Below are 18,749 nucleotides of genomic sequence, written 5' to 3'. Positions count from 1 at the left end.
GTGTCGCTGCATTATTCCCATTTACGTTTGCAGCACCAGTATATTGTATGTTTGTCGCCGTGTTCAGGTAGGTGTCAATGTTTGCTGCCGTGCCCGTCAGGGTCAGGTGCCCGTGCCGGAGCCGCCAATGGTAACACCGCCGCCTGACGTGGCAGCCATGGTGCCTGCGGATGCTGTCAGGGTCAGAACGACGCCGGTGTCGCCGTCCGCGTCTGCGAGTGTCAGGCCAGACAGGTCCAGATTGGACGCTGTGTCTTCCGTGACCGTGAGATCGACAGGCATGACCCCAGTCTGTGTGGGGTTATTATTTGTAACCGTTGCAGTAAAGTTCAGAGTATCAAATCCAGGAGCAAAGTCAGTCGCAGTAGTGGTGACTGTAAACTCAGTCACATTAGTCCAGTCACCTGGAGTTACAACAACGCCGCTGCCTGTGAAGCTGGCATCAGTAAGAGTTTGGGTTGTTCCAGTCCCGTTTGTTACGGTGAATACATAATCACCGGGTGATACAGTATCTGTTTCAAAATAGACAAAGGAAGAGATATCAATACCAGCCGAAAAGGTAAAAGTGACGCTAGAAACAAAACCCCCACTGACGTCAGTCCACACAAAGTCTGTAGAACCACCAAGGCCACCCGCGTCAAGATTACTTGCAGTGCCATTATTGAATGTCACTGTCATGTCGATTCCACTGTCGGTTTCAGTGTAATCTGTGGCGTTCGCTAAGCCACCAACGCCATCGAACACCCCGAGTGTATGTGGGTAAGAATCTATGGATGCTTTGCTGAAAGGGACCAATGTCCCGGTCGACCATGTACCGCCCAGGGCTACGGCCCCTACAGGCTGGCTAGATGCAAAAACATTGGCACCGAGCAGGCGCTCTAGTGTATCAATAAAGACCGCACCGGATTTCTCTGCTGCGATATTACAGGCCCACAAGGCAACTTTTGCGCCACTGACAAGATTGGATTTTATCGCTGAGATAGCGCCGTCTGCCCGTTGAAGAGTGTCGTTAGTAACAGGCATGTCGCCAATGTTAAGTTGGCCCGGAGCACCGTGGGACAGAATATGCAGGGTTTCAATCGCAGGGAATTTTGCTGTAGCGGCGGCAATTTGCTCCAGCGCAGGTGATGAAGGGTCGAGGTGATGCACGGCTATGCCATCCTTTAACCCGTCAAGAAGAACGGATTGGTCTTCCACATCATGTGCAATTATTAAGATTTCTTTTGATTCTGTGTTTGGATGGTTTTGACGCAGAAATGACATCGGTATTGACTCCCCAACATTAAAGTAAAAACCAGCTTAAGGTTGTTTTCATACATGCAATTACTCTGTACGGGGTTTTTGAAGTAAAGTTAACAGTTTTTGAATAAAATTGTTCTTTATCAGTCCACTAGGCCCCTATCAGGTGGGATCTTACCCGATAATAAGTAAAGAAAATATGAAGTGTTGCAATTAATGAAAGAATTGCTGCGTCAAAGACTTCTCGCTGTTTCGTCAGGCCGTCGGAAAGTGCTCCCTGAGATAGGCTTGGACACGCAGGGCTTCTTGCTCAAATTCTGAAAGAATGGGGATGGTTTTGTCCAGGTCTCCGGCGTTCGCATACTGTTCAATTTGAACTGCAAGTTCGGCCAGATGTTCTGCACCAAGCTGCAGACTGCAGGACTTGAATGAATGGGCACACTCAGCCAGTTGAACAGTATCCTTTTCGTGACCCGCTGTAAGTATTTTGGGGGTATTTTCTTCTATATACGTTTTGTAGCTGCGTATGATCGTACCAAATTCAGTGCCAACGACTTGGCGGAGTGTTGCCAGTGTTTCAGCATTAACCGGTTCCTGCAATAGCGATACGTCGGCCTGATAAGGGGGAATCTGCCGTTCGGGGGCTGAACCGTTGTCATTGCTCTTAGTGAGAAATGCGAGAATAGTCTCGTTCATTTGTTCTGGATTAATGGGTTTACCAATATAGCCATCAAGCCCGTTCTGAAGATAAGAATCGATATCGGACTGGAGTGAATTAGCTGTCAGCGCCAAGATGGGCGGTGCTTTTTCACCTAGTGATGTTGCCTCTGCCTGGATTTTTTGTGTCGCAGTGATGCCGTTCATGACTGGCATGCTTATATCCATCAGAATCAGATCAATATGCTCCCGGTTATGGCGCCAAACGTCTATACACTCTTGACCGTTTTCCGCTTCAAAATAGTTGGCCCCATTGTGCTGTAACAGGGTTTTGACAAGAAACCTGTTGGTTTGATTGTCGTCAGCAAAAAGAATTGTTAACCCTTCGAGCGGCTTGGAATCCATAGCCGGTCTGAGCCGAGGGGCGGGATTGATTGTTGGGGCATCATTGGTCGGGGCCTGTTCACCTGCTGCGGGTTTGAAAGCCGCGCTTAGTATAAATACTGATCCATGGCCATGTACGCTTTCAACAGACAGGCTCCCGCCGATAAGATCTGTCAACTGTTTGCATATTGCCAGTCCAAGCCCTGTACCCTGAATGGACTTTGTAGTGCTTGCATCTTCCTGCTCGAAACGGTCAAAAATTCGATCAAGGTCTTTGGAAGGGATGCCAATGCCGGTGTCAATGATTTGCCATTGAAGGGATATGTCATCACCCGTATCCGCTAAAGTAGTGCAGCTTAAGCGTATACGGACAGTGCCATTTTGCGAGAATTTGATCGCATTATTGACCAGATTCATCAAAATCTGCGTTATGGCCTGTACCGGTAGTTTAAGGCGCTGACTGTCTCTTAGGCTACAATCATCAAAATCAAGAATAAGTTTGACCGAATGTTTTTGCGCGAAAGCGGATAATATTTCGTGTACGTTTTGGGTTACTTTTATGGGCGACTCGCTAGAGTAGTCGAGCGTTTTTTTGCCTGCCTCCAGCTTCGAAATATCCAGAATATCATTGATAATATTCATCAACAGGGTTGCGCTATGGCGGGCAGTGCTTAGGATGTTTTCTTGTTCAGATGTCAAGTTTGTCCGCGTCACCAGATCAAGCATACCAATGACCCCAGTGAGCGGGGTGCGCAGTTCATGGGTCATATTTGACAGGAAGATGCTTTTGGCTTCATTAGCCTGCTGTGCATGTTCGCGCTCTGCCTGAAGGTTTTGTGTGTATCGCTCCTGATTGCGGACAAACATGTAAGTGACCATAGTCACGAACAGAAACGCCAGGAACAGCCCGGTTCGGTGCCAAAGGGTGGAAGGGGCTTCTCGGCTGACGCCAGCTATTTGCCAACTGCCGTACGGTAATAGCATGGTAGAGGTAACGGCCCTGGCATCTGTGAAGGCTTCCATATCACCGTGCACGGTCTCTCCAGCGGCGCCTTTAGCGTCTTTGCCTTTTATCGCTATGTTCCATCTGTCCGTATCATATGTCATGTCGCGGAACAGGGCATCGGAATCGATGACAACAGAGACAACCCCCCACGGTTTATCTGTTCCGGCATAATATACTGGCAGTCGGGCAATAATACTGTTCCCACCCTGAACCAGATTGACCGGGCCAGCCAGAATGATTTGGTTTGCTTCTAATGCTTCTTGGACAGCTTGATACTGATCAGGGATATCCTTATAAGCGACGCCGATTGCACGCTCATTGCCTTCAACCGGATACATATGCGTTATTATCAGGTCTTTCGCTGCACCAATATTGCGAATGTGGTTCCGGTAGCTCAGCAGGTCTGCTGCAAAGGTAGCGTATCTTTCCTGAGTGATATCTGGGTTTACAGCAATGTAGGATTTCAGGCTGGCGGTCAGTGCCAGATTAGTCGCTATCGCATGTTCCAGCTGTGCCCTGTAGGCGGCGACAGCATCGCTTGTTTCAGCTCTGAGATCTGCTTCATTGTTTTTTTCAATGCTTGAACTGATAAATGCAGCCACAAAGCCGTATAACAAGAGTAATATTATAAATCGATATAGATATCGTTTTTTCAAAATATGGGTCCTGCTGCGAATGGTGCAGATTTGCCTTTGCTTACAGTTTTTTCGGTTAGGTCAGGTAGAATGGTATCTACTTTGAAGAATAGGTGCAAGCGGTACCCTTGGCAATTAACAAATAGAGTACGGGGTTATCTCATCACGGGAAGCGGTAATATCTATGCTGGTATAATGAGGTTTTTTAAAAGTGTAGTAGGCACAAAAAAGGCGGCTGTGAAAGCCGCCTTAATCGAAGAATTATGTCGCTATTGCTTATGCAAGGGCGATTTTGTTACGGCGGCGTGTTGCAACACCAACCATACCAAAGCCAAGGATCAGCATCAGCCAAGTGGCAGGCTCAGGCACTGCGCTGATAGCACTAATAGAGCTGATGTAGTACTGGTTAGCGTTCTGATTTGCATATGCAAAAGTATAGCTATGGTTTACTGAGCCTGAATCGTAACCACCCATCGCCATGTCAGAACCGTTCACGTTGAAGTTATAATCAGTTATAACTTCGTGTGCTGCGTTGCGGAATACAATGTCGTATAGCTGCAATTCTGCTGCTTGTGTACCAGCAGCATCATACCAGAAAGTAAGGGTAAGATTTTCGCCCTGTGTCAGGTTATCGTCGCTGCCTGGAACACACTGATTGGATACAACATTGCCGAAGAAGTCTGTACGGTCACCAATGTTGCTACAAACACCAAGACCGGCATTGCCAGAGTCAAAGTATGCATAGCCGTCACCGTAGGTGGACGATGCACTGAATTCGATATAAATGCCATCAAATTCAAGAATAGTACCGTCCATTTCGGCACGTTCGTTTTTGTTGTTCCACGCGCCAGGTGCGTCCGCACCGTTTGGATCGTCGTTAATAAAGTCAAATGTAACTGCAGCCTGAGATGGCATAGCAAACCCAAGTGCAAGTACTGCTGCTGAAATAAGTTTCCGCATGAAAACCTCCCGTTATTCGCGGTTTATCTACACTATGTTGGGAGCAATCTGCCTAGATTAATGTTCCCGTCGCCCGATAGATTTATTCGTTTATTTGAAGCTAAACTACCTGAGGGGGGTGGGTGAGTCAATCAATATTAACAAAAAGTTAACAAATTGCTTCGATTTGATTGAGTTTGTCGTAAAAATTGCCTATAATGGCACTATAAGGCCCTGAAAGTGTTTCATTTTGGCACGAATCGGGTGGTAAAATACAATCAGGTTAATCGAATCTCAGGCGAGTGTAACCCACAGGAGGGAATAGACATGCCAAGCATGTGTTTAATTGATAAAGACGGGATACCGCAGGTGCGGCGCGGTCCTTCGGCATCATCTGACATTGTGCGTGAGTATCGGGTAAATTCTGTTGATGAACTGCGTCACTGTGAACAGATTGCAAGTGAGCTTTTTGATCGGTTTCAGCATATGAAGCCCCGCGACTTTGCCCAGGCGTTGGATGTGTTAATTACAGTATAGAGAACCAGCATAGCGAATTGTGATGCTACTTTTATAATAATGGCCGCCGAGATGGTGCACGGCAGCCATAATGGGTCGTTTCACTCTTTCTATCTAGTGCTTGTCGTCACTGGAAGTGAAGCACACGGTAGCGTAAAGGCCGCTTATTGCTGTTGCTGCGTACTACCGCAAGGCAGCGATACATTCTACTTCGACGCGTGAATTAAGGGCCAGTCCGCTTGCCGCCAATGCGCTTCTTGCCGGAAAGCTCCCCTTGAAGTACTGGCGGTAAACAGTGTTGAAGGATGCCCATTCTTTAATATCCTGCAGGAAAACGGTACATTTCACCAGGTCGCTGGTATCTAGACCGCGACGTGCCAAAGCTTCCTGAATATTTTTCATGGTTTGGTTGCTTTCAGCGACAATCCCGCCTTCTACAAGCTGGCCGTCCGGGCCGGTGCCAATTTGCCCTGACATGAACAGTAAACCATTCACTTCAACCGATTCAGAGAAGGGATATCCAGATGTGTCCCCAGGTTTTTGGTGAAATTTTACATCTGCGTTTACCGCGCCAGCGGTCAGTGCCGTCGCAAAAAGAGCTGCAGTAAGTTTGTTGGTCAAAGACATAAGATCCCCCGTCTGTAATTTTTGTGCATGACTGCACCATTAAAACCATAGGCAGACTAAACCATACTTCCTGTATGCTTTCATCTGAAATCGTCATGTTTCCGTGCGCTAATGTCTTGACGCATTCTTTCTCTTTTGATAATGAAACTGATAACTATTCGCAATAAGTGATTCGATATAGGACAAGCTATGTACGTTTGCATGTGCAATGGATATACTGATACTGACATCCGCCAGACGGTTCGCGCGGGTGGCGTTCAGAATGCCGAAGAAACTTATAAGGCGCTGGGCAATAATTTTTGCTGTGGCATGTGCCGTGATTGCGCGGAAGGTCTGGTGAGCGAAGAATTGTCAGAGCAGGTCCTGTTGGCGGCAGAATAGTCCGAATAGTATTCCCATTCGTATCAGTAAAGGGAGCAGGGTATTCCCACTCCCAAACCGTATGAGTTATTCGTCGGCTGAAGCGGACTGCAATTGAATGTAATTTTGCAGTCCCATTTTGTCGATCAGGCCAAGCTGTGTTTCCAGATAGTCTATGTGCTCTTCTTCAGAAGACAGAATATCCTTGAATAAATCGCGGGAGACATAGTCTTTCGTTTCTTCACAGTATGCGATAGCAGCTTTCAGGTCTTCATGGGCAGTTTGTTCGATTTTCAGGTCACAAGACAAGATCTCTTCGACATTTTCACCGATCAATAGTTTGCCCAGGTCCTGCAGGTTAGGGAGACCTTCGAGAAATAAAATGCGTTCGATCAGTTCGTCAGCATGTTTCATTTCATCAATGGACTCTTCATATTCCTTTTCGGCCAATTTGGTCATGCCCCAGTCTTTCAGCATGCGGGAATGCAGGAAATATTGATTGATGGCTGTTAGTTCATTTTTCAGAACTATATTCAAATGTTTGATAACGACTTTATCGCCCTTCATGATGCTTCTCCTGCTTTGTAACTGACTGAAAAGTATCTTACCTGTATTTGGGAACAAATCAAATCCACTTGCGCACAACTTGTGACACCTTCTATATGGGGCAAACCGAAATCAGCAGGTCAGATATTTCCATGTCAGAGACAGAGCTTCCAATCCTCTATAGTTTTCGCCGCTGCCCCTATGCCATGCGCGCGCGTATGGCGCTTCTTTGTGCAGGGATCAGGGTGAAACTTCGTGAAGTTCGCTTGAAAGAGAAGCCTTTAGAAATGCTGGAGATCTCTCCCAAAGGCAGCGTGCCGGTTCTGCAGCTGCCGGATGGGCAGGTGATTGATGAAAGTCTGGAGATCATGATATTTGCTGCGGACACTTGTGATAGTCAAAATGAACTGGATGTTCATAGGTGCTTCTCAGAGGATCACTTTAATTTGATCCGGGACAATGACAGCATGTTTGTGCATCACCTGAACCGCTATAAATATGCTTCCTGGCACGATGGGGCTGATCCGATGGAGCACAGAGACAGTGCGCAGATGTATTTACAAGGATTGGAAAATATTCTTATGTCGCAGCCCTACCTGGCGGGTGACCGAATGGGATTTGTTGATGTTGCGATTGCCCCCTTTGTAAGACAGTTTTCTATGCCAGAGCCAAAGTGGTTTGTCGAAATGCCCCAACAACGGGTTGTTGCATGGCTAAATGATTTTGTAACAAGCGAGCTTTTTGCTACTGCTATGGTCAAATATGATCAGTGGACGCCGGACAGCCCGGTTGAATATTTCCCAAAAGATCAATGATACTGCCGCCCAGCGCGGCTTTTACAAATATGTTTTGAATAAAGAAGGACAGATGATGAGCGATAAAAAACTGGCGCGGGTTAAATGGGCGGGTGATATGACTTTCATTGGCGAGTCTCCAAGCGGGCATGCGGTCGTGATGGATTCAGGTTCTGCTGATGGTGGCCGGGATCACGGCATACGCCCCATGGAAATGCTGCTGCTTGGTATGGGCGGCTGCGCCAGTATTGACGTTATCCTGATCTTGAAAAAAGCGCGTCAGAAAGTGGTTGATGCCTGGGTTGATCTTGATGCTGACCGCCGTGAGGAAATGCCGCGCTACTTTAATAAAGTCCACGCCAAATTTACGGTCGTTGGTCATGATCTTGACCCGCGTCATGTTGAACGCGCGATCCAGCTATCCATGGATAAATATTGTTCTGCATCTGCACAGTTGGCAGCACTTGCAGAAATCACGACTGAGTTTGAGATTGTTGAGGCTGAAAAATAAGCCGAAACTATTTTAGTTGCATTCGGTGACGGCACCAGACCCTCTGGTGCCGTTTTTTGTTGGCAGTTTATCAGTGAGGGCGGGTTATTGGCTTGGTAGCAGCCTCCAGCCATTGTCGGGTTTTGCCGTCTACTTCAGGGCTGATTTTCTCCCATACCAGCCGGTGATAATCATTGAGCCAGTCTATTTCCAATCGGGTCATAATAAGCGGGTCAACAAGAGCCAGGTCAATCGGGGCCCATGTTAAATTTTCAAATTCCAGCATCGGTCGTTCTCCGACATTGTCCGATGCAACAATAAGCACCAGATTTTCAATTCTGATACCGTAACTGCCTTCCTTATAATATCCGGGTTCGTTTGATAAAATCATACCTGCTTCAAGCGGCACAGAGGTGCCAAACTTGGCAATGCGCTGTGGCCCTTCATGGACGGCAAGGAAGGACCCTACGCCGTGGCCGGTCCCGTGATCATAATCAAGACCAGCATCCCATAAGGGGCGCCGTGCAATTGCATCGAGCGCCATGCCCGGTGTGCCAATCGGGAAGCGTGTTGTCGCCAGGGCGATATGCCCTTTCAGCACACGGGTGAAGTTTTTCTTCATCTCCCGGGACGGATGCCCCACCGCGAGCGTACGCGTAATATCAGTAGTGCCGTCAAGATACTGTCCGCCACTATCAATTAGAAATAGTTCTCCGAGTCTGATGGGCCGGTTTGTTCTCTCGGTCACGCTATAATGACACAGGGCACCGTTTGGACCAGCTGCAGAGATTGTATCAAAACTAATTCCAGTGATCAGATCACGCTTCTGGCGAAACTCCCACAACTTCTGTGCGGCTTTTAATTCGTCGAGCGTTTCTTTTGGTGCTTCCTCGGCGAACCAGCACAGAAACTCTGCAATAGCAGCACCGTCCCGAATATGAGCACTGCGCGCCCCCATTTGTTCTGTTCGGTTTTTTCTGGCTTTCATCAGGATGCAGGGGTCATCCCCTTTTAGAATAGTTGCACCGCTTTCGCACAGACTTTGATGCACGGCTGAGTTATTTGTTTTTGGGTCAAAAAGTACCGACTTATTGGCCTCTCCGAGTTCTCGCAGGGCAGGATAAAAGTCTGCACGGTCCCGGATGCGAACACGGTTACCCAGATGGGACCGAAGTGTATCGTCTACTTTCTCAGAACTGATAAAAAGGTCGGCTGTTTCATCCTTGTTCAGGATCGCAAAACTTTGTGTAACTGGCGTGTTGCGGACATCATCGCCGCGCATGTTAAAGGCCCATGCAACGCTGTCCAGCATGGTCACAACCGCGCTGTCCGCGCCTGCCTGTTTTATGAGCTGGCCCAGATCAGATCGCTTTTCCTCCGCTGACTGACCACTATAGATATCCGGGTGCGGGTATGCCTTTGCTTGAGGGGCGGAAGGCTGATCATGCCAGATTGCATCAACAGGGTTTTGCGATACTGCCACAAGGGCAATATTTTTGTGCGCAAGCTTATCTGTGGCTTCTTCAACCCAGGGCAGGGTTGCAAGTTCAGGGTCGTAGCCAACCTGACCGCCCTCTTTTACGGTCTCTCTAAGCCACTGCAACAAAGGACGTGCTTCAAAATGATGCCTTTCAAAAAGAGTACCGTCCACTTCATTTGCAACCTGTATAGTATAACGACCATCAACAAATATGGCCGCAGCAGACAGGGTCACTACTGCATTGCCGGCAGAACCTGTGAAGCCACTGATAAATGCAAGGCGTTTGGCATAGTCGCCGACATATTCGCTCATATGTTCATCAGTCAGAGGGATAACGAATGCATCAAGAGACTGTTTTCTTAGCTCTGATCGCAGGGCATCCAGCCGTTTCTGATAGATTGACATATCTTTCCGCTCCACTGACTTCTTGTTGGTTGACTTCCAGCTTCCTATCTAGGCAATTTAGACAAGAATATTTTGCGTTAAATCATATTTCAGGAAAATTCATGGTTCGTCTTTCTGCCCCTGTGTCACCGTTGCCCCCCACTGCCAATAAACATGCCAGCACGGCCGTTTGGCATGGTGAAGAATTGTCTGATAATTATGCGTGGTTGAAAGATCCGGCATATCCAGAGGTTACCCAGTCAGAAATTCTGGACTATCTGAAAGAAGAAAATGCATATTTTTCTGCTGTAATGGACGATAGAAAAGCTTTGACCGAGACACTGTTCAGTGAAATCAAAGGCCGTATCAAGGATGATGATGAAAGTGTTCCGTGGATTGAAGGCGCGTATGAATATCGCTGGGCTTTTGCAAAAGGGGCACAATATAGGTGTTGGTACCGCAGAGAAAAAGACTCAGATAACCCTTGGCAAGTCCTGTTGGATGAAGCAGCAGAAGCTGACGGCAAGGAATTCTTCCGGCTTGGTGATCTGAAAGTCAGCCCAGATGGCCGTCTTGTTGCCTACAGCGCAGACACAAACGGGTCAGAACGCTTCACCATACGCATTAAAAACATCGAAACAGGGAAGCTCCTGGATGATGTGATTGAAGAAACATCCGGGGAAATTTGTTGGCAATCAGACAGCCAGGCGCTGGCTGCGGTTAAGGTATCGCGTGAATGGCGGCCTTATCTGGTTGTTTGTCATGCTTTGGGGGAAGAGGGCGAAACAGCGCTGTTTGAGGAAGCGGACACCGGCTATTTTGTCCATATCGGTCTGACCAGTGACAAGCACCAGCTGTGTATCAGGACCGCTGACCATGTTACCGCAGAAGTTTGGGTTATCCCGGCAGATGATTTTTCTATAACACCCGCATGCCTTTCCCACCGCCAGGCAGGGCACGACTATTATGTGGATCATGACAAGGACGGGTTTTTGATCCGGTCTAACCACGACCATAAGAATTTTGGCCTGTATCGCCCCCAGGGGGACGGGCCGTGGGGCACAGTCCTCGTTGGGGATGATAATTTATACATTCGCGGTATGCACTGTTTCCGTGATTTTATCGCCGTGCAGGAACGGTTTGGTGGCCTTGACCAGATACGGATTATCCGAGGGGACAAGCACAGCCATGTTGATTTCCCGGAAACTGCGTACGAGGCGGAGCTTGGCAACAACAGTGAGTTTGACCAATCCTTTATACGGATAAGCTACACCAGTATGGTGACACCGCCCAGTGTGTTTGACTATAGCCTGGAGACAGATAACCTGACCGTCCGTAAAGAACAGGAAATCCCGTCTGGTTACAATAAGACACAGTATGTGACCGAACGCCTGCTGGTCCCGGCACGGGACGGGGTTAAGGTGCCTGTCAGCCTTGTTTATAAAAAGACTGCAGAAGCAGACAGGCGTTCATTTCCCATGCACCTTTATGGGTACGGTGCGTACGGTCTTGGTATGTCGCCAGCCTTTTCCGCAACACGATTAAGCCTTCTTGATCGTGGTTTTACCTATGCTATCGCGCATATTCGCGGGGGAGACGAATTGGGGTACGGCTGGTACGAAGCCGGGAAGCTGAAAGACCGCACTAACACCTTCAATGATTTTGTCGATGTTGCCCGGTATCTAACGGACAAGGCATATGTCGCAGCGGGTGAGATTACTATATCTGGCGGCAGCGCAGGGGGTGAGTTGATGGGGGCAGTGCTTAATCAGGCGCCTGAATTATTTTGTGGTGCGATGCTGCATGTGCCTTTCGTTGATGTCCTGAATACGATGCTGAACGCTGATTTGCCGCTAACACCGCTGGAATGGCCTGAGTGGGGCAACCCAATCAAGGACAAGGATGCCTTTGATCATATCAAATCCTACTGCCCTTATACGAATATTGAGGCAAAAGAGTATCCGCCAATGATGGTCACAGGCGGGCTGAACGACCCGCGCGTTACCTACTGGGAGCCAGCTAAGTGGACGGCCAAAATGCGGGCCATGAAAACCGATGACAACCTTCTATTGATGAAAATAAATATGGGTGCTGGCCACGGCGGGAAGTCTGGCCGTTTTGACCGGTACCGTGAAGTTGCAGAAGAATATACATTTCTCCTGATGTGTTATGGGATGGACGGCGTATGAATGGTCCAGCACCAGCAGGTACCTACAGTCGCAGCGATATGACACTGCCTTCCGAGGCATTTGAGACGGAGCGGCTGCGCCTGCAGCCAATCTCGTTTGATGACAAAGAAGCATTCTGGCGTATGCGGTCTTCACCAGAGGTAATGCGGTTTATACCTGTGGATGTCGCAACCGATAAAGACGAACTGTTCCGCGAGATAGAGGCAGACTTTGCAAAAGGAGAGCGTTTTAAGTTTTTCTTTGCAGTTTTCTGGAAAAACCCGGACGCGGACCAGTCATCCGAGATGATCGGCTTAGAGATCATGCGGCCGCTTGAAGACGGGACGGGTATGGAAATAGGCTACTGGTTCCTTACAGAAGTTTGGGGGCAGGGCGTCGCGACCGAGGCAACGCGTGCGGTGGCGCAGTACTGTCCGCCACTGATGGGGTTCCCGCGTCAGCATATTATGGCGTCTGTTGCGGTGGGCAATACCGGCAGCCGACGCGTGTTAGAGAAAACAGGACTGGACGTTCGCTATATCTATAAAGAGAACGGTGCCGATGTTTGGTATCTTGAAATGGCAGATCCGGCGCGGGATTGATCCCGCGCTTCCCAGATACAGGGGGTGTTATTGGCCAGAGTTCTGCAGTTGCGCCAAAAGCCCCTGAATGCCGCTCAGATCGTAACCGGCAGCGCCGCCCATAGCGACGAGTTCTTCGGGGTTGCCCGTACCGTTCACCGCTGATCCCATCGCCCAAAGATTACAGGACCGGGTGCCGCTGCGGCAGTAGGCAAGGATTGGCGTTTCTGCTGATGCCAGAATATTCGCTGTTTCTGAAATCAGATCAGGGGTCAGATTGCCACCAGCCATTGGCACATAGTGCCAGGCAAGGCCCGCCTCTGCGGCAGCTTTTGCGATAGTGGCAGAATCCGGTTGTCCGGCCTCCTCGCCGTCCGGGCGATTACAGATGATTGTCTTAAAACCCAGCTCTGCTGCATGTTGGACATCAGCCGGCCCAAGTTGGGGTGAAACAGAGATAGTGTCAGTAACCTTGCGGAATTGGCTCATTGGACCCTCAAAAAAACAATTATTTTTACCGTGCGACCGAATATCGCATTAAATGTTGACGCATCTCAAACTAATTCAGCAACTTTTTTGGCATTAGGGTGTCAGAAAGAAACGGCAACATATGTTGCGCTTAAACTTTGGGAGGCATTTATGCACAAACTTCTTAAATCAATCTCGCTTGTTGCGCTGGCTGCTGGCATGGCTGCGCCGTCTGTTCAGGCCGATGCTGGTGATTGGCTCGTGCGTCTTCGTGCGATCCATGTAGCACCTAGCGAAAGTGCAGAAATTTCTGCGATCGGTGGCGATGCGTCTATTGATACTGCGACTGTTCCTGAACTGGACATCAGCTATTTCCTAACTGATAAAGTTGCAGTTGAGCTGATCCTTGCGACTACCAAGCATAGCCCTGTTGCTATCGACACTGCTGCAGGCGACGTGCCACTTGGTTCTGTTCGTCTGCTGCCACCAACGCTGAATTTCCAGTACCACCCAATGGCTGGTGAAAAGTTCAGCCCATACTTCGGTGCTGGTATCAACTACACTATGTTCTACGATCAGGACGCTACTGGTGATGTTGTAACTCAGATCGATTATGACAACAGCTTTGGTTTCTCTCTGCAGGCTGGTGCAGACATTGAAATCAATGACAAATGGTTCTTCAACGCTGATGTGAAGAAACTGTGGTTGGGAACTGATGTATCAATCAATAACGGCGCCATTAACGCTGACGTTGACATCAACCCATGGATTATCGGTGTAGGTTTCGGCCGCCGCTTCTAAGCCGCAGTATTACAGCGGGGCATTAGAATAATAATGCCATGACAATAAGGCGATCACGCTTCGGTGTGGTCGCCATTTTTCGCCTATCAGGTCCAGTTCTTTGGCGCTTGGCCTGTCTTCCAGCCCGATAATGCGTCCGGCACCAACCCGTACCGCCAGATCGTCCACCGGCCATATGTCTTCGCGGCCCAAGGCGAACATCAAATACATTTGTGCACTCCACCGGCCCAGCCCCTTGACGCTTGTGATCGCATCAATGGCCTCTTCGTCCGCCATATGTGGCAAAGCTTTCAGATCAAGCGGGCCACCGTCAACCGCCTCGGCAAGGGACCTAACGTAGCGAATCTTCTGAAAAGAAAGCCCCGCGCCGCGAAGTGTTTCGTCACTTAGGGCCGGTATTTTGTCTGGTGCCGGGTCGCCTTCCATAAGCGTGGCGACACGGTCAAAAATTGAGGCGGCTGCTTTGACGGACAGTTGCTGTCCGACGATGATACGCAGTAGCGCCGTAAAGCTGTGGTCGGTTCTTCTTTCTACAGGATAGCCAGCATGGTCGAGGGCCGCCCGAATGTGCTTGTCATTTTCGGCAATCGCATCAAGACGGGATTTGATGGCCTCGGATGTTAATGAAAAATCGATCATGCCCTGTCTCCTATGCAGCTTTTATGACCTGTTCCAGTTCTGCGGACCGGATACCATTGTCACTTTTCAGCGTACTGACAATTGATCTGGCCTCCAGGTCGTCCAGCTTGTCATCAATGATACGGATGGCAAGACTGTCCGTACCGGCAACATGTTTGGCCGTGATGGAAACCAACTGGCTGCATGTGGCTTCAAAACGGTTTAACACAGAAATTAAAGTGCCGGGTTTATCCTCGGCAAGAAGAATGAAGTGATTATAACGAAAGGCTTGTCTGCCCATGATGCATAGTTCCTGTTTTCAGAATGTCGTGCGGGTGTGAAAAAGTGCCCCGGTCCCCATTGAGAACCGGGCGGATCATTCGACCCGTCCACATTCGACAAGCTGTCAACAGTGTATTTGCATGCAAATATGTCATGGCGCGGACCATAATGTGGCGTTCAGGTGCAGACAAGACTTAAATGCACAATCAGGTCCGATTGCAGCTAGTTCCCTTATTAGTAAGGGCGGATTTCGCCAGCCAGTCCCCAGGCAATGGTCAAATAGACGGTATAAAAGGCGGCAGCGCACAGGAGAATCAAGTGTAGCGGTACCAGATGTCTTAGCACGCCTTGGGCGCTTGGGGTCCGTCTTGTCAGTGACAGTGCAAAAAAGGCCACGGACAATGTTAGCATAATCCCCACATTCAGCATGATACGCCAGAGGATGATCAGATAGTCTGCGTTTGTTTCATACAGAATATGCGGCAGATATGTTGCTTCCAGATAGACGCCTGTTGAAATGCAAACAGCACCAATGGGGCCAAAGCGTCCAAGTGACCGCCAGCTGCGCCCATCTTGTGAGAAGGCATACACTCCTGCGGTTAACAAAAGCAGCAGCATCCAGGCTGCTGGTTTGACCAGTGTACGGGTATTTCCAAGAAAACCCGCATAGCGGTAGATGTGCCCGTCGAGTTCTATGTACCCGTTTGAGAAACGCACACTGAATATCAGTGTCTGGCCATCTTCTGATGTGAAATAGAGCGGTGCCTGCGTAAAATACCGTTTGGCTTCCTGACCTTGCCTTGTCACTTCAAGACTGCCATCTCCAAGCATCTTTATTTCAAGGGCGGTGTTGGCGACGGCCTGATATTTTTGTCCCAGCCACAGTGAAGGGCTGTCATCCCGAACATAGATGCCAGACAGGCGACTGATGCTTGTGATTTTGTTTGCATCATTTTGTCCGTCTTTTTGTGTGGCACCCGGAAAGACGGAATCCAGCAATTTCCGAGCCTCGTTTTTATACTGATTGTTGTTGCAGATAGCCGGCTGTTGGGTTTGCCGGGACGGGATGAAAACAAAACCTATGCCATCATTCGGTGCCGCGTAAATCAGGGGACCGCGGCAATGAGTAGTATCACCAACCAGCAAAGCGGGATGTCCTTTGATGGTTTCAAGCTGCCCGGCAAACGTCTGGCGGCGTCCCATTGGGTGCATGAACCACTGCGGGGTGGTGATGAATGTCTTAAATAGGTCGCGTGACAGATAGCGGCTACCATTTTGAAGTCGGTTCGTTGCAAGGACAGTTGCAAGCGCGCCCAGACCATCTTCTGTGGTGTACAGGCCAACCGCAGGGGCGAGAAAGGCAGGGTAGTTTGCTCCGTCTATCCGAACCGCATCTGGCCCCAGACCAAGCGGTGCAAGCAGCTCTGCCTGTATCAGGTCCTGAGGGGATTTGCCGGTAATGTTGGATAGTATATAGGCCAACAGTGCGCGGCCAGCAGGGTCGTCATACGGTATGTGCCCCGCTGAACGGGCCTTCGTCATATAGACGTGTGGTTTGTCTTGGCTGGGAGCAGGACCGTTTTCCCGGTACCAGTCAGGTACAACAAAGCCAGCATTAGACAGGAGCAGATGTTTGATCTGTTCCGGTACCTCAAAAGGGTCATCCGCTATCAGGTCAGGGGCGTGGGTCGATACGCGTGCGTCAAGGTCCAGAATGCCTTCATCCGCAAGGCGCAGTGCAATCATTGACCAGACCAGATGCCCAGTGTGCCCCATGGGGACGGGATGGGCTTCGTCTTGTGGTGTCAGGGGGGTTATCGACTGACCGTTAATCAGGATAATAGCGGATTGCGTGGACACGCTGCTGGTTGGAATACTACTGAATGCTTGTCGGGCTTCAATCGGGTCAATGGCGACTGATTGTGCGTGGGCCATGGGCGTAATCAAATGTGCCGAGGTCAACAGCAGGGAAAAGACGCCGGTGCATATCAGTAAAAATTGAAGAAGCCATCTTCGCATTTCCTGTTGCATCCTTTCGTGTTTTCCTGTTTTCTGACCGCCTTTAATTCCTTTGTACTGGAAGGAGGGGGGAATGAATACTTCTAATTTCGTGCCGCTAGAGGGCTTTGAGATGGTTTCAGATGAAGACATGGCGCGTCGTGCGCATGATTTTTTTGAAACAATGAAACGTCGTCGTACGGTCCGCGATTTTTCTGATGCACCTGTTAGCCGGGAAGTGATTGAACAAGCTATCCTGACCGCAGGACGGGCACCTTCAGGTGCAAATAAACAGCCTTGGCATTTTGCGGCGATATCGTCCGCCGATATGAAGTCGAAAATTCGCGAGGCGGCGGAGGAGGAAGAACGTGCTTTCTACGGTGGTCGTGCGTCAGAGACATGGTTGAAGGATCTGGAGGTTTTTGAGACAGATGCCAATAAACCTTTCCTCGAAATTGCCCCGTGGCTGATCGTGGTTTTCCGCGAGCAGTACGGTGTTTCTGAGGATGATGGCTCCCGCACCAATAATTATTATGTGCCGGAAAGCGTTGGTATTGCTTGTGGTTTCCTTCTTGCCAGCTTGCATCAGGCAGGGTTGGCTACGCTTACGCATACGCCGTCTCCGATGAATTTCCTTGGTGAGATTTGTGGGCGTCCGAAAAATGAAAAAGCAACCATGCTAATTGTCACGGGGCGGCCTGCTGACAATTGTAAGGTACCGCCTATTTCCAAAAAGTCATTGGATGAAATATCCTCCTGGCTCTGATGAAACAGGGGCTGGGCAGCACTCATAGGTATGAAAGCACTGCATGTTTGCGGTGCTTTTGACTATCTAGAAAGAGAAGGTAATAGCTGTCCCGGCAATGATCTGATATTTGGACCCGGTTCCCGATGTTACAAGCGGGGAGTTTTTCGCCCCGTTCAGTAATCTGCCGACTGATAAAAGGCTGACGATCCGGGCATTTTCATTCAGTCTATAGCCTGCGACCACGTTTCCGGAGACTTCGGAGAAACCGGCTTTTGCCTCATAAGGAGTGAAGCCGTATTCAGACTGGTCTGATTGTTGTTGTGTAATGCCGAAATTGGTCTGCATCCCTTTTTTATTCATGATTTTCGCACGTGCGCCGACCCCCATGAAAAAGGGGCCTTTCTTCAAAATGCCGTGGCCAACTGTTAGTCTTAGTGTCTGTCCTTGACTTGCGCCCAGTGCCTGCCGGAAGTCAGCATTCAGCAACATTTTTTTTGTGCGGTACTGGATAAAACCACCCACTTCGACTGTGTCGCTGATGTTACCCAATCCGCGAAGGGCTTTATTCTGGCTCTCGCTGCGGCCAAACCGGTAATTAATAAGGGGGCCGGCTTCAAAATGGCCTCGGCTGATAGCGGTGTAGGAAAGCTTGGTGCCGTTAAGACGCCAAACGTCTTTATATTTAACTTCCAGGATTGGCAGAAAACGCAGGCGGTAATTATCCGAGCCGACATAATCAGGCGTAAATCCTGTGCCAATGCCTAGCCGGAATGAAAAATCCTCTTTGGGGAAGCCTTCAGGCCAAAGAATTTCGAGGCCTTCCTGCACTGCCTCTACGGCGCTTTCAACTCGGTCACTAATATCAATCGGCTGGGAGGTTGCGTGCGCAGTTCCCACCGACCAGATGGTTGAAAGCAGGGCAGCAATGCCCGCACTGTACAATAGCGACTGTTTTTTCTTACCCATTTCCTTTTCCCGCATTTTCGACGCCGAAGCGGCGATGCCCGTGAACCTGCGTGAAACCCACT

General features: G+C 49.3%; 19 protein-coding genes. 8 read left to right on the top strand and 11 right to left on the bottom strand.

Annotated elements, in window-relative coordinates:
- Positions 1–102 precede the first annotated feature (102 nt).
- The 3 genes from IE181_RS01390 to IE181_RS01380 form a co-directional block, all read right to left on the bottom strand.
- Entirely contained in the window at positions 103–1,263 is a 1,161-nt protein-coding gene (locus IE181_RS01390) for a DUF4347 domain-containing protein (protein WP_191249773.1), read from the bottom strand.
- 231 nt (positions 1,264–1,494) lie between these two features.
- The gene (locus IE181_RS01385) at positions 1,495–3,888 is read right to left on the bottom strand and encodes an ATP-binding protein (protein WP_191249772.1); all 2,394 of its coding nucleotides are present in this window, start codon (positions 3,886–3,888) and stop codon (positions 1,495–1,497) included.
- A 309-nt stretch (positions 3,889–4,197) separates the two neighbouring features.
- Positions 4,198–4,881 (bottom strand): PEPxxWA-CTERM sorting domain-containing protein, encoded by a 684-nt coding sequence (locus IE181_RS01380; protein ID WP_191249771.1) that lies wholly within the window; start codon positions 4,879–4,881, stop codon positions 4,198–4,200.
- Between the two features lie 306 nt (positions 4,882–5,187).
- Here IE181_RS01380 and IE181_RS01375 point away from each other — a divergent pair, with 306 nt between their 5' ends.
- Positions 5,188–5,397 carry a hypothetical protein gene (locus IE181_RS01375; protein ID WP_191249769.1) on the top strand — a complete coding sequence of 70 codons (210 nt, stop codon included), beginning with the start codon at positions 5,188–5,190 and terminating at the stop codon, positions 5,395–5,397.
- 162 nt (positions 5,398–5,559) lie between these two features.
- Here IE181_RS01375 and IE181_RS01370 read toward each other — a convergent pair whose 3' ends face one another.
- Positions 5,560–6,003, bottom strand: a complete 444-nt coding sequence (locus IE181_RS01370) for a Rid family detoxifying hydrolase (RefSeq protein ID WP_191249768.1) — start codon at positions 6,001–6,003, stop codon at positions 5,560–5,562.
- A gap of 189 nt (positions 6,004–6,192) precedes the next feature.
- Here IE181_RS01370 and IE181_RS01365 point away from each other — a divergent pair, with 189 nt between their 5' ends.
- Positions 6,193–6,384 carry a (2Fe-2S)-binding protein gene (locus IE181_RS01365; RefSeq protein WP_191249767.1) on the top strand — a complete coding sequence of 64 codons (192 nt, stop codon included), beginning with the start codon at positions 6,193–6,195 and terminating at the stop codon, positions 6,382–6,384.
- 66 nt (positions 6,385–6,450) lie between these two features.
- Here IE181_RS01365 and bfr read toward each other — a convergent pair whose 3' ends face one another.
- Positions 6,451–6,930: a bacterioferritin gene (gene bfr, locus IE181_RS01360; RefSeq protein WP_191249766.1), complete on the bottom strand. Its 480-nt coding sequence runs from the start codon at positions 6,928–6,930 to the stop codon at positions 6,451–6,453.
- Positions 6,931–7,025: 95 nt separating this feature from the next.
- Between bfr and IE181_RS01355 the strand changes: the two genes are divergently transcribed.
- Positions 7,026–7,724, top strand: a complete 699-nt coding sequence (locus tag IE181_RS01355) for a glutathione S-transferase N-terminal domain-containing protein (RefSeq protein WP_229819061.1) — start codon at positions 7,026–7,028, stop codon at positions 7,722–7,724.
- Between the two features lie 55 nt (positions 7,725–7,779).
- A complete protein-coding gene (locus IE181_RS01350; protein ID WP_191251470.1) occupies positions 7,780–8,214 on the top strand; it encodes an OsmC family protein in 435 nt (144 codons plus the stop codon).
- Positions 8,215–8,284: 70 nt separating this feature from the next.
- On the opposite strand, the gene IE181_RS01345 is transcribed toward IE181_RS01350, so the two are convergent.
- Entirely contained in the window at positions 8,285–10,078 is a 1,794-nt protein-coding gene (locus IE181_RS01345) for an aminopeptidase P family protein (RefSeq protein ID WP_191249765.1), read from the bottom strand.
- A gap of 101 nt (positions 10,079–10,179) precedes the next feature.
- On the opposite strand from IE181_RS01345, the gene IE181_RS01340 reads away from it, so the two are divergent.
- Both IE181_RS01340 and IE181_RS01335 read left to right on the top strand, forming a co-directional pair.
- Entirely contained in the window at positions 10,180–12,246 is a 2,067-nt protein-coding gene (locus IE181_RS01340) for a S9 family peptidase (RefSeq protein WP_191249764.1), read from the top strand.
- Positions 12,243–12,827 carry a GNAT family N-acetyltransferase gene (locus IE181_RS01335; RefSeq protein ID WP_191249763.1) on the top strand — a complete coding sequence of 195 codons (585 nt, stop codon included), beginning with the start codon at positions 12,243–12,245 and terminating at the stop codon, positions 12,825–12,827. The genes IE181_RS01340 and IE181_RS01335 overlap by 4 nt, the downstream gene beginning before the upstream one ends.
- A 27-nt stretch (positions 12,828–12,854) precedes the next feature.
- Here IE181_RS01335 and IE181_RS01330 read toward each other — a convergent pair whose 3' ends face one another.
- Positions 12,855–13,295: a TIGR01244 family sulfur transferase gene (locus tag IE181_RS01330; protein ID WP_191249762.1), complete on the bottom strand. Its 441-nt coding sequence runs from the start codon at positions 13,293–13,295 to the stop codon at positions 12,855–12,857.
- Between the two features lie 150 nt (positions 13,296–13,445).
- Here IE181_RS01330 and IE181_RS01325 point away from each other — a divergent pair, with 150 nt between their 5' ends.
- Positions 13,446–14,075 carry an OmpW/AlkL family protein gene (locus IE181_RS01325; RefSeq protein ID WP_191249761.1) on the top strand — a complete coding sequence of 210 codons (630 nt, stop codon included), beginning with the start codon at positions 13,446–13,448 and terminating at the stop codon, positions 14,073–14,075.
- A 9-nt stretch (positions 14,076–14,084) separates the two neighbouring features.
- On the opposite strand, the gene IE181_RS01320 is transcribed toward IE181_RS01325, so the two are convergent.
- From IE181_RS01320 to IE181_RS01310, 3 genes are all read right to left on the bottom strand, one after another.
- Positions 14,085–14,714 carry a DNA-3-methyladenine glycosylase family protein gene (locus IE181_RS01320; protein WP_191249760.1) on the bottom strand — a complete coding sequence of 210 codons (630 nt, stop codon included), beginning with the start codon at positions 14,712–14,714 and terminating at the stop codon, positions 14,085–14,087.
- Between the two features lie 10 nt (positions 14,715–14,724).
- Complete coding sequence (locus tag IE181_RS01315; protein ID WP_191249759.1) at positions 14,725–14,994, bottom strand: hypothetical protein; 270 nt, start codon at positions 14,992–14,994, stop codon at positions 14,725–14,727.
- Positions 14,995–15,209: 215 nt separating this feature from the next.
- Positions 15,210–16,994: a serine hydrolase domain-containing protein gene (locus IE181_RS01310; protein ID WP_191249758.1), complete on the bottom strand. Its 1,785-nt coding sequence runs from the start codon at positions 16,992–16,994 to the stop codon at positions 15,210–15,212.
- Positions 16,995–17,067: 73 nt separating this feature from the next.
- Between IE181_RS01310 and IE181_RS01305 the strand changes: the two genes are divergently transcribed.
- Positions 17,068–17,739 (top strand): nitroreductase family protein, encoded by a 672-nt coding sequence (locus IE181_RS01305; RefSeq protein ID WP_191249757.1) that lies wholly within the window; start codon positions 17,068–17,070, stop codon positions 17,737–17,739.
- A 66-nt stretch (positions 17,740–17,805) separates the two neighbouring features.
- On the opposite strand, the gene IE181_RS01300 is transcribed toward IE181_RS01305, so the two are convergent.
- Entirely contained in the window at positions 17,806–18,687 is an 882-nt protein-coding gene (locus IE181_RS01300; RefSeq protein WP_191249756.1) for a MipA/OmpV family protein, read from the bottom strand.
- Between the last annotated feature and the right edge of the window lie 62 nt (positions 18,688–18,749).

This window comes from Kordiimonas sediminis (genome assembly GCF_014656395.1).
GTDB classification, from domain to species: domain Bacteria; phylum Pseudomonadota; class Alphaproteobacteria; order Sphingomonadales; family Kordiimonadaceae; genus Kordiimonas_A; species Kordiimonas_A sediminis.
Note: the sequence above shows the minus strand (reverse complement) of the source record. Positions and strands in the feature narration are given on the sequence as shown.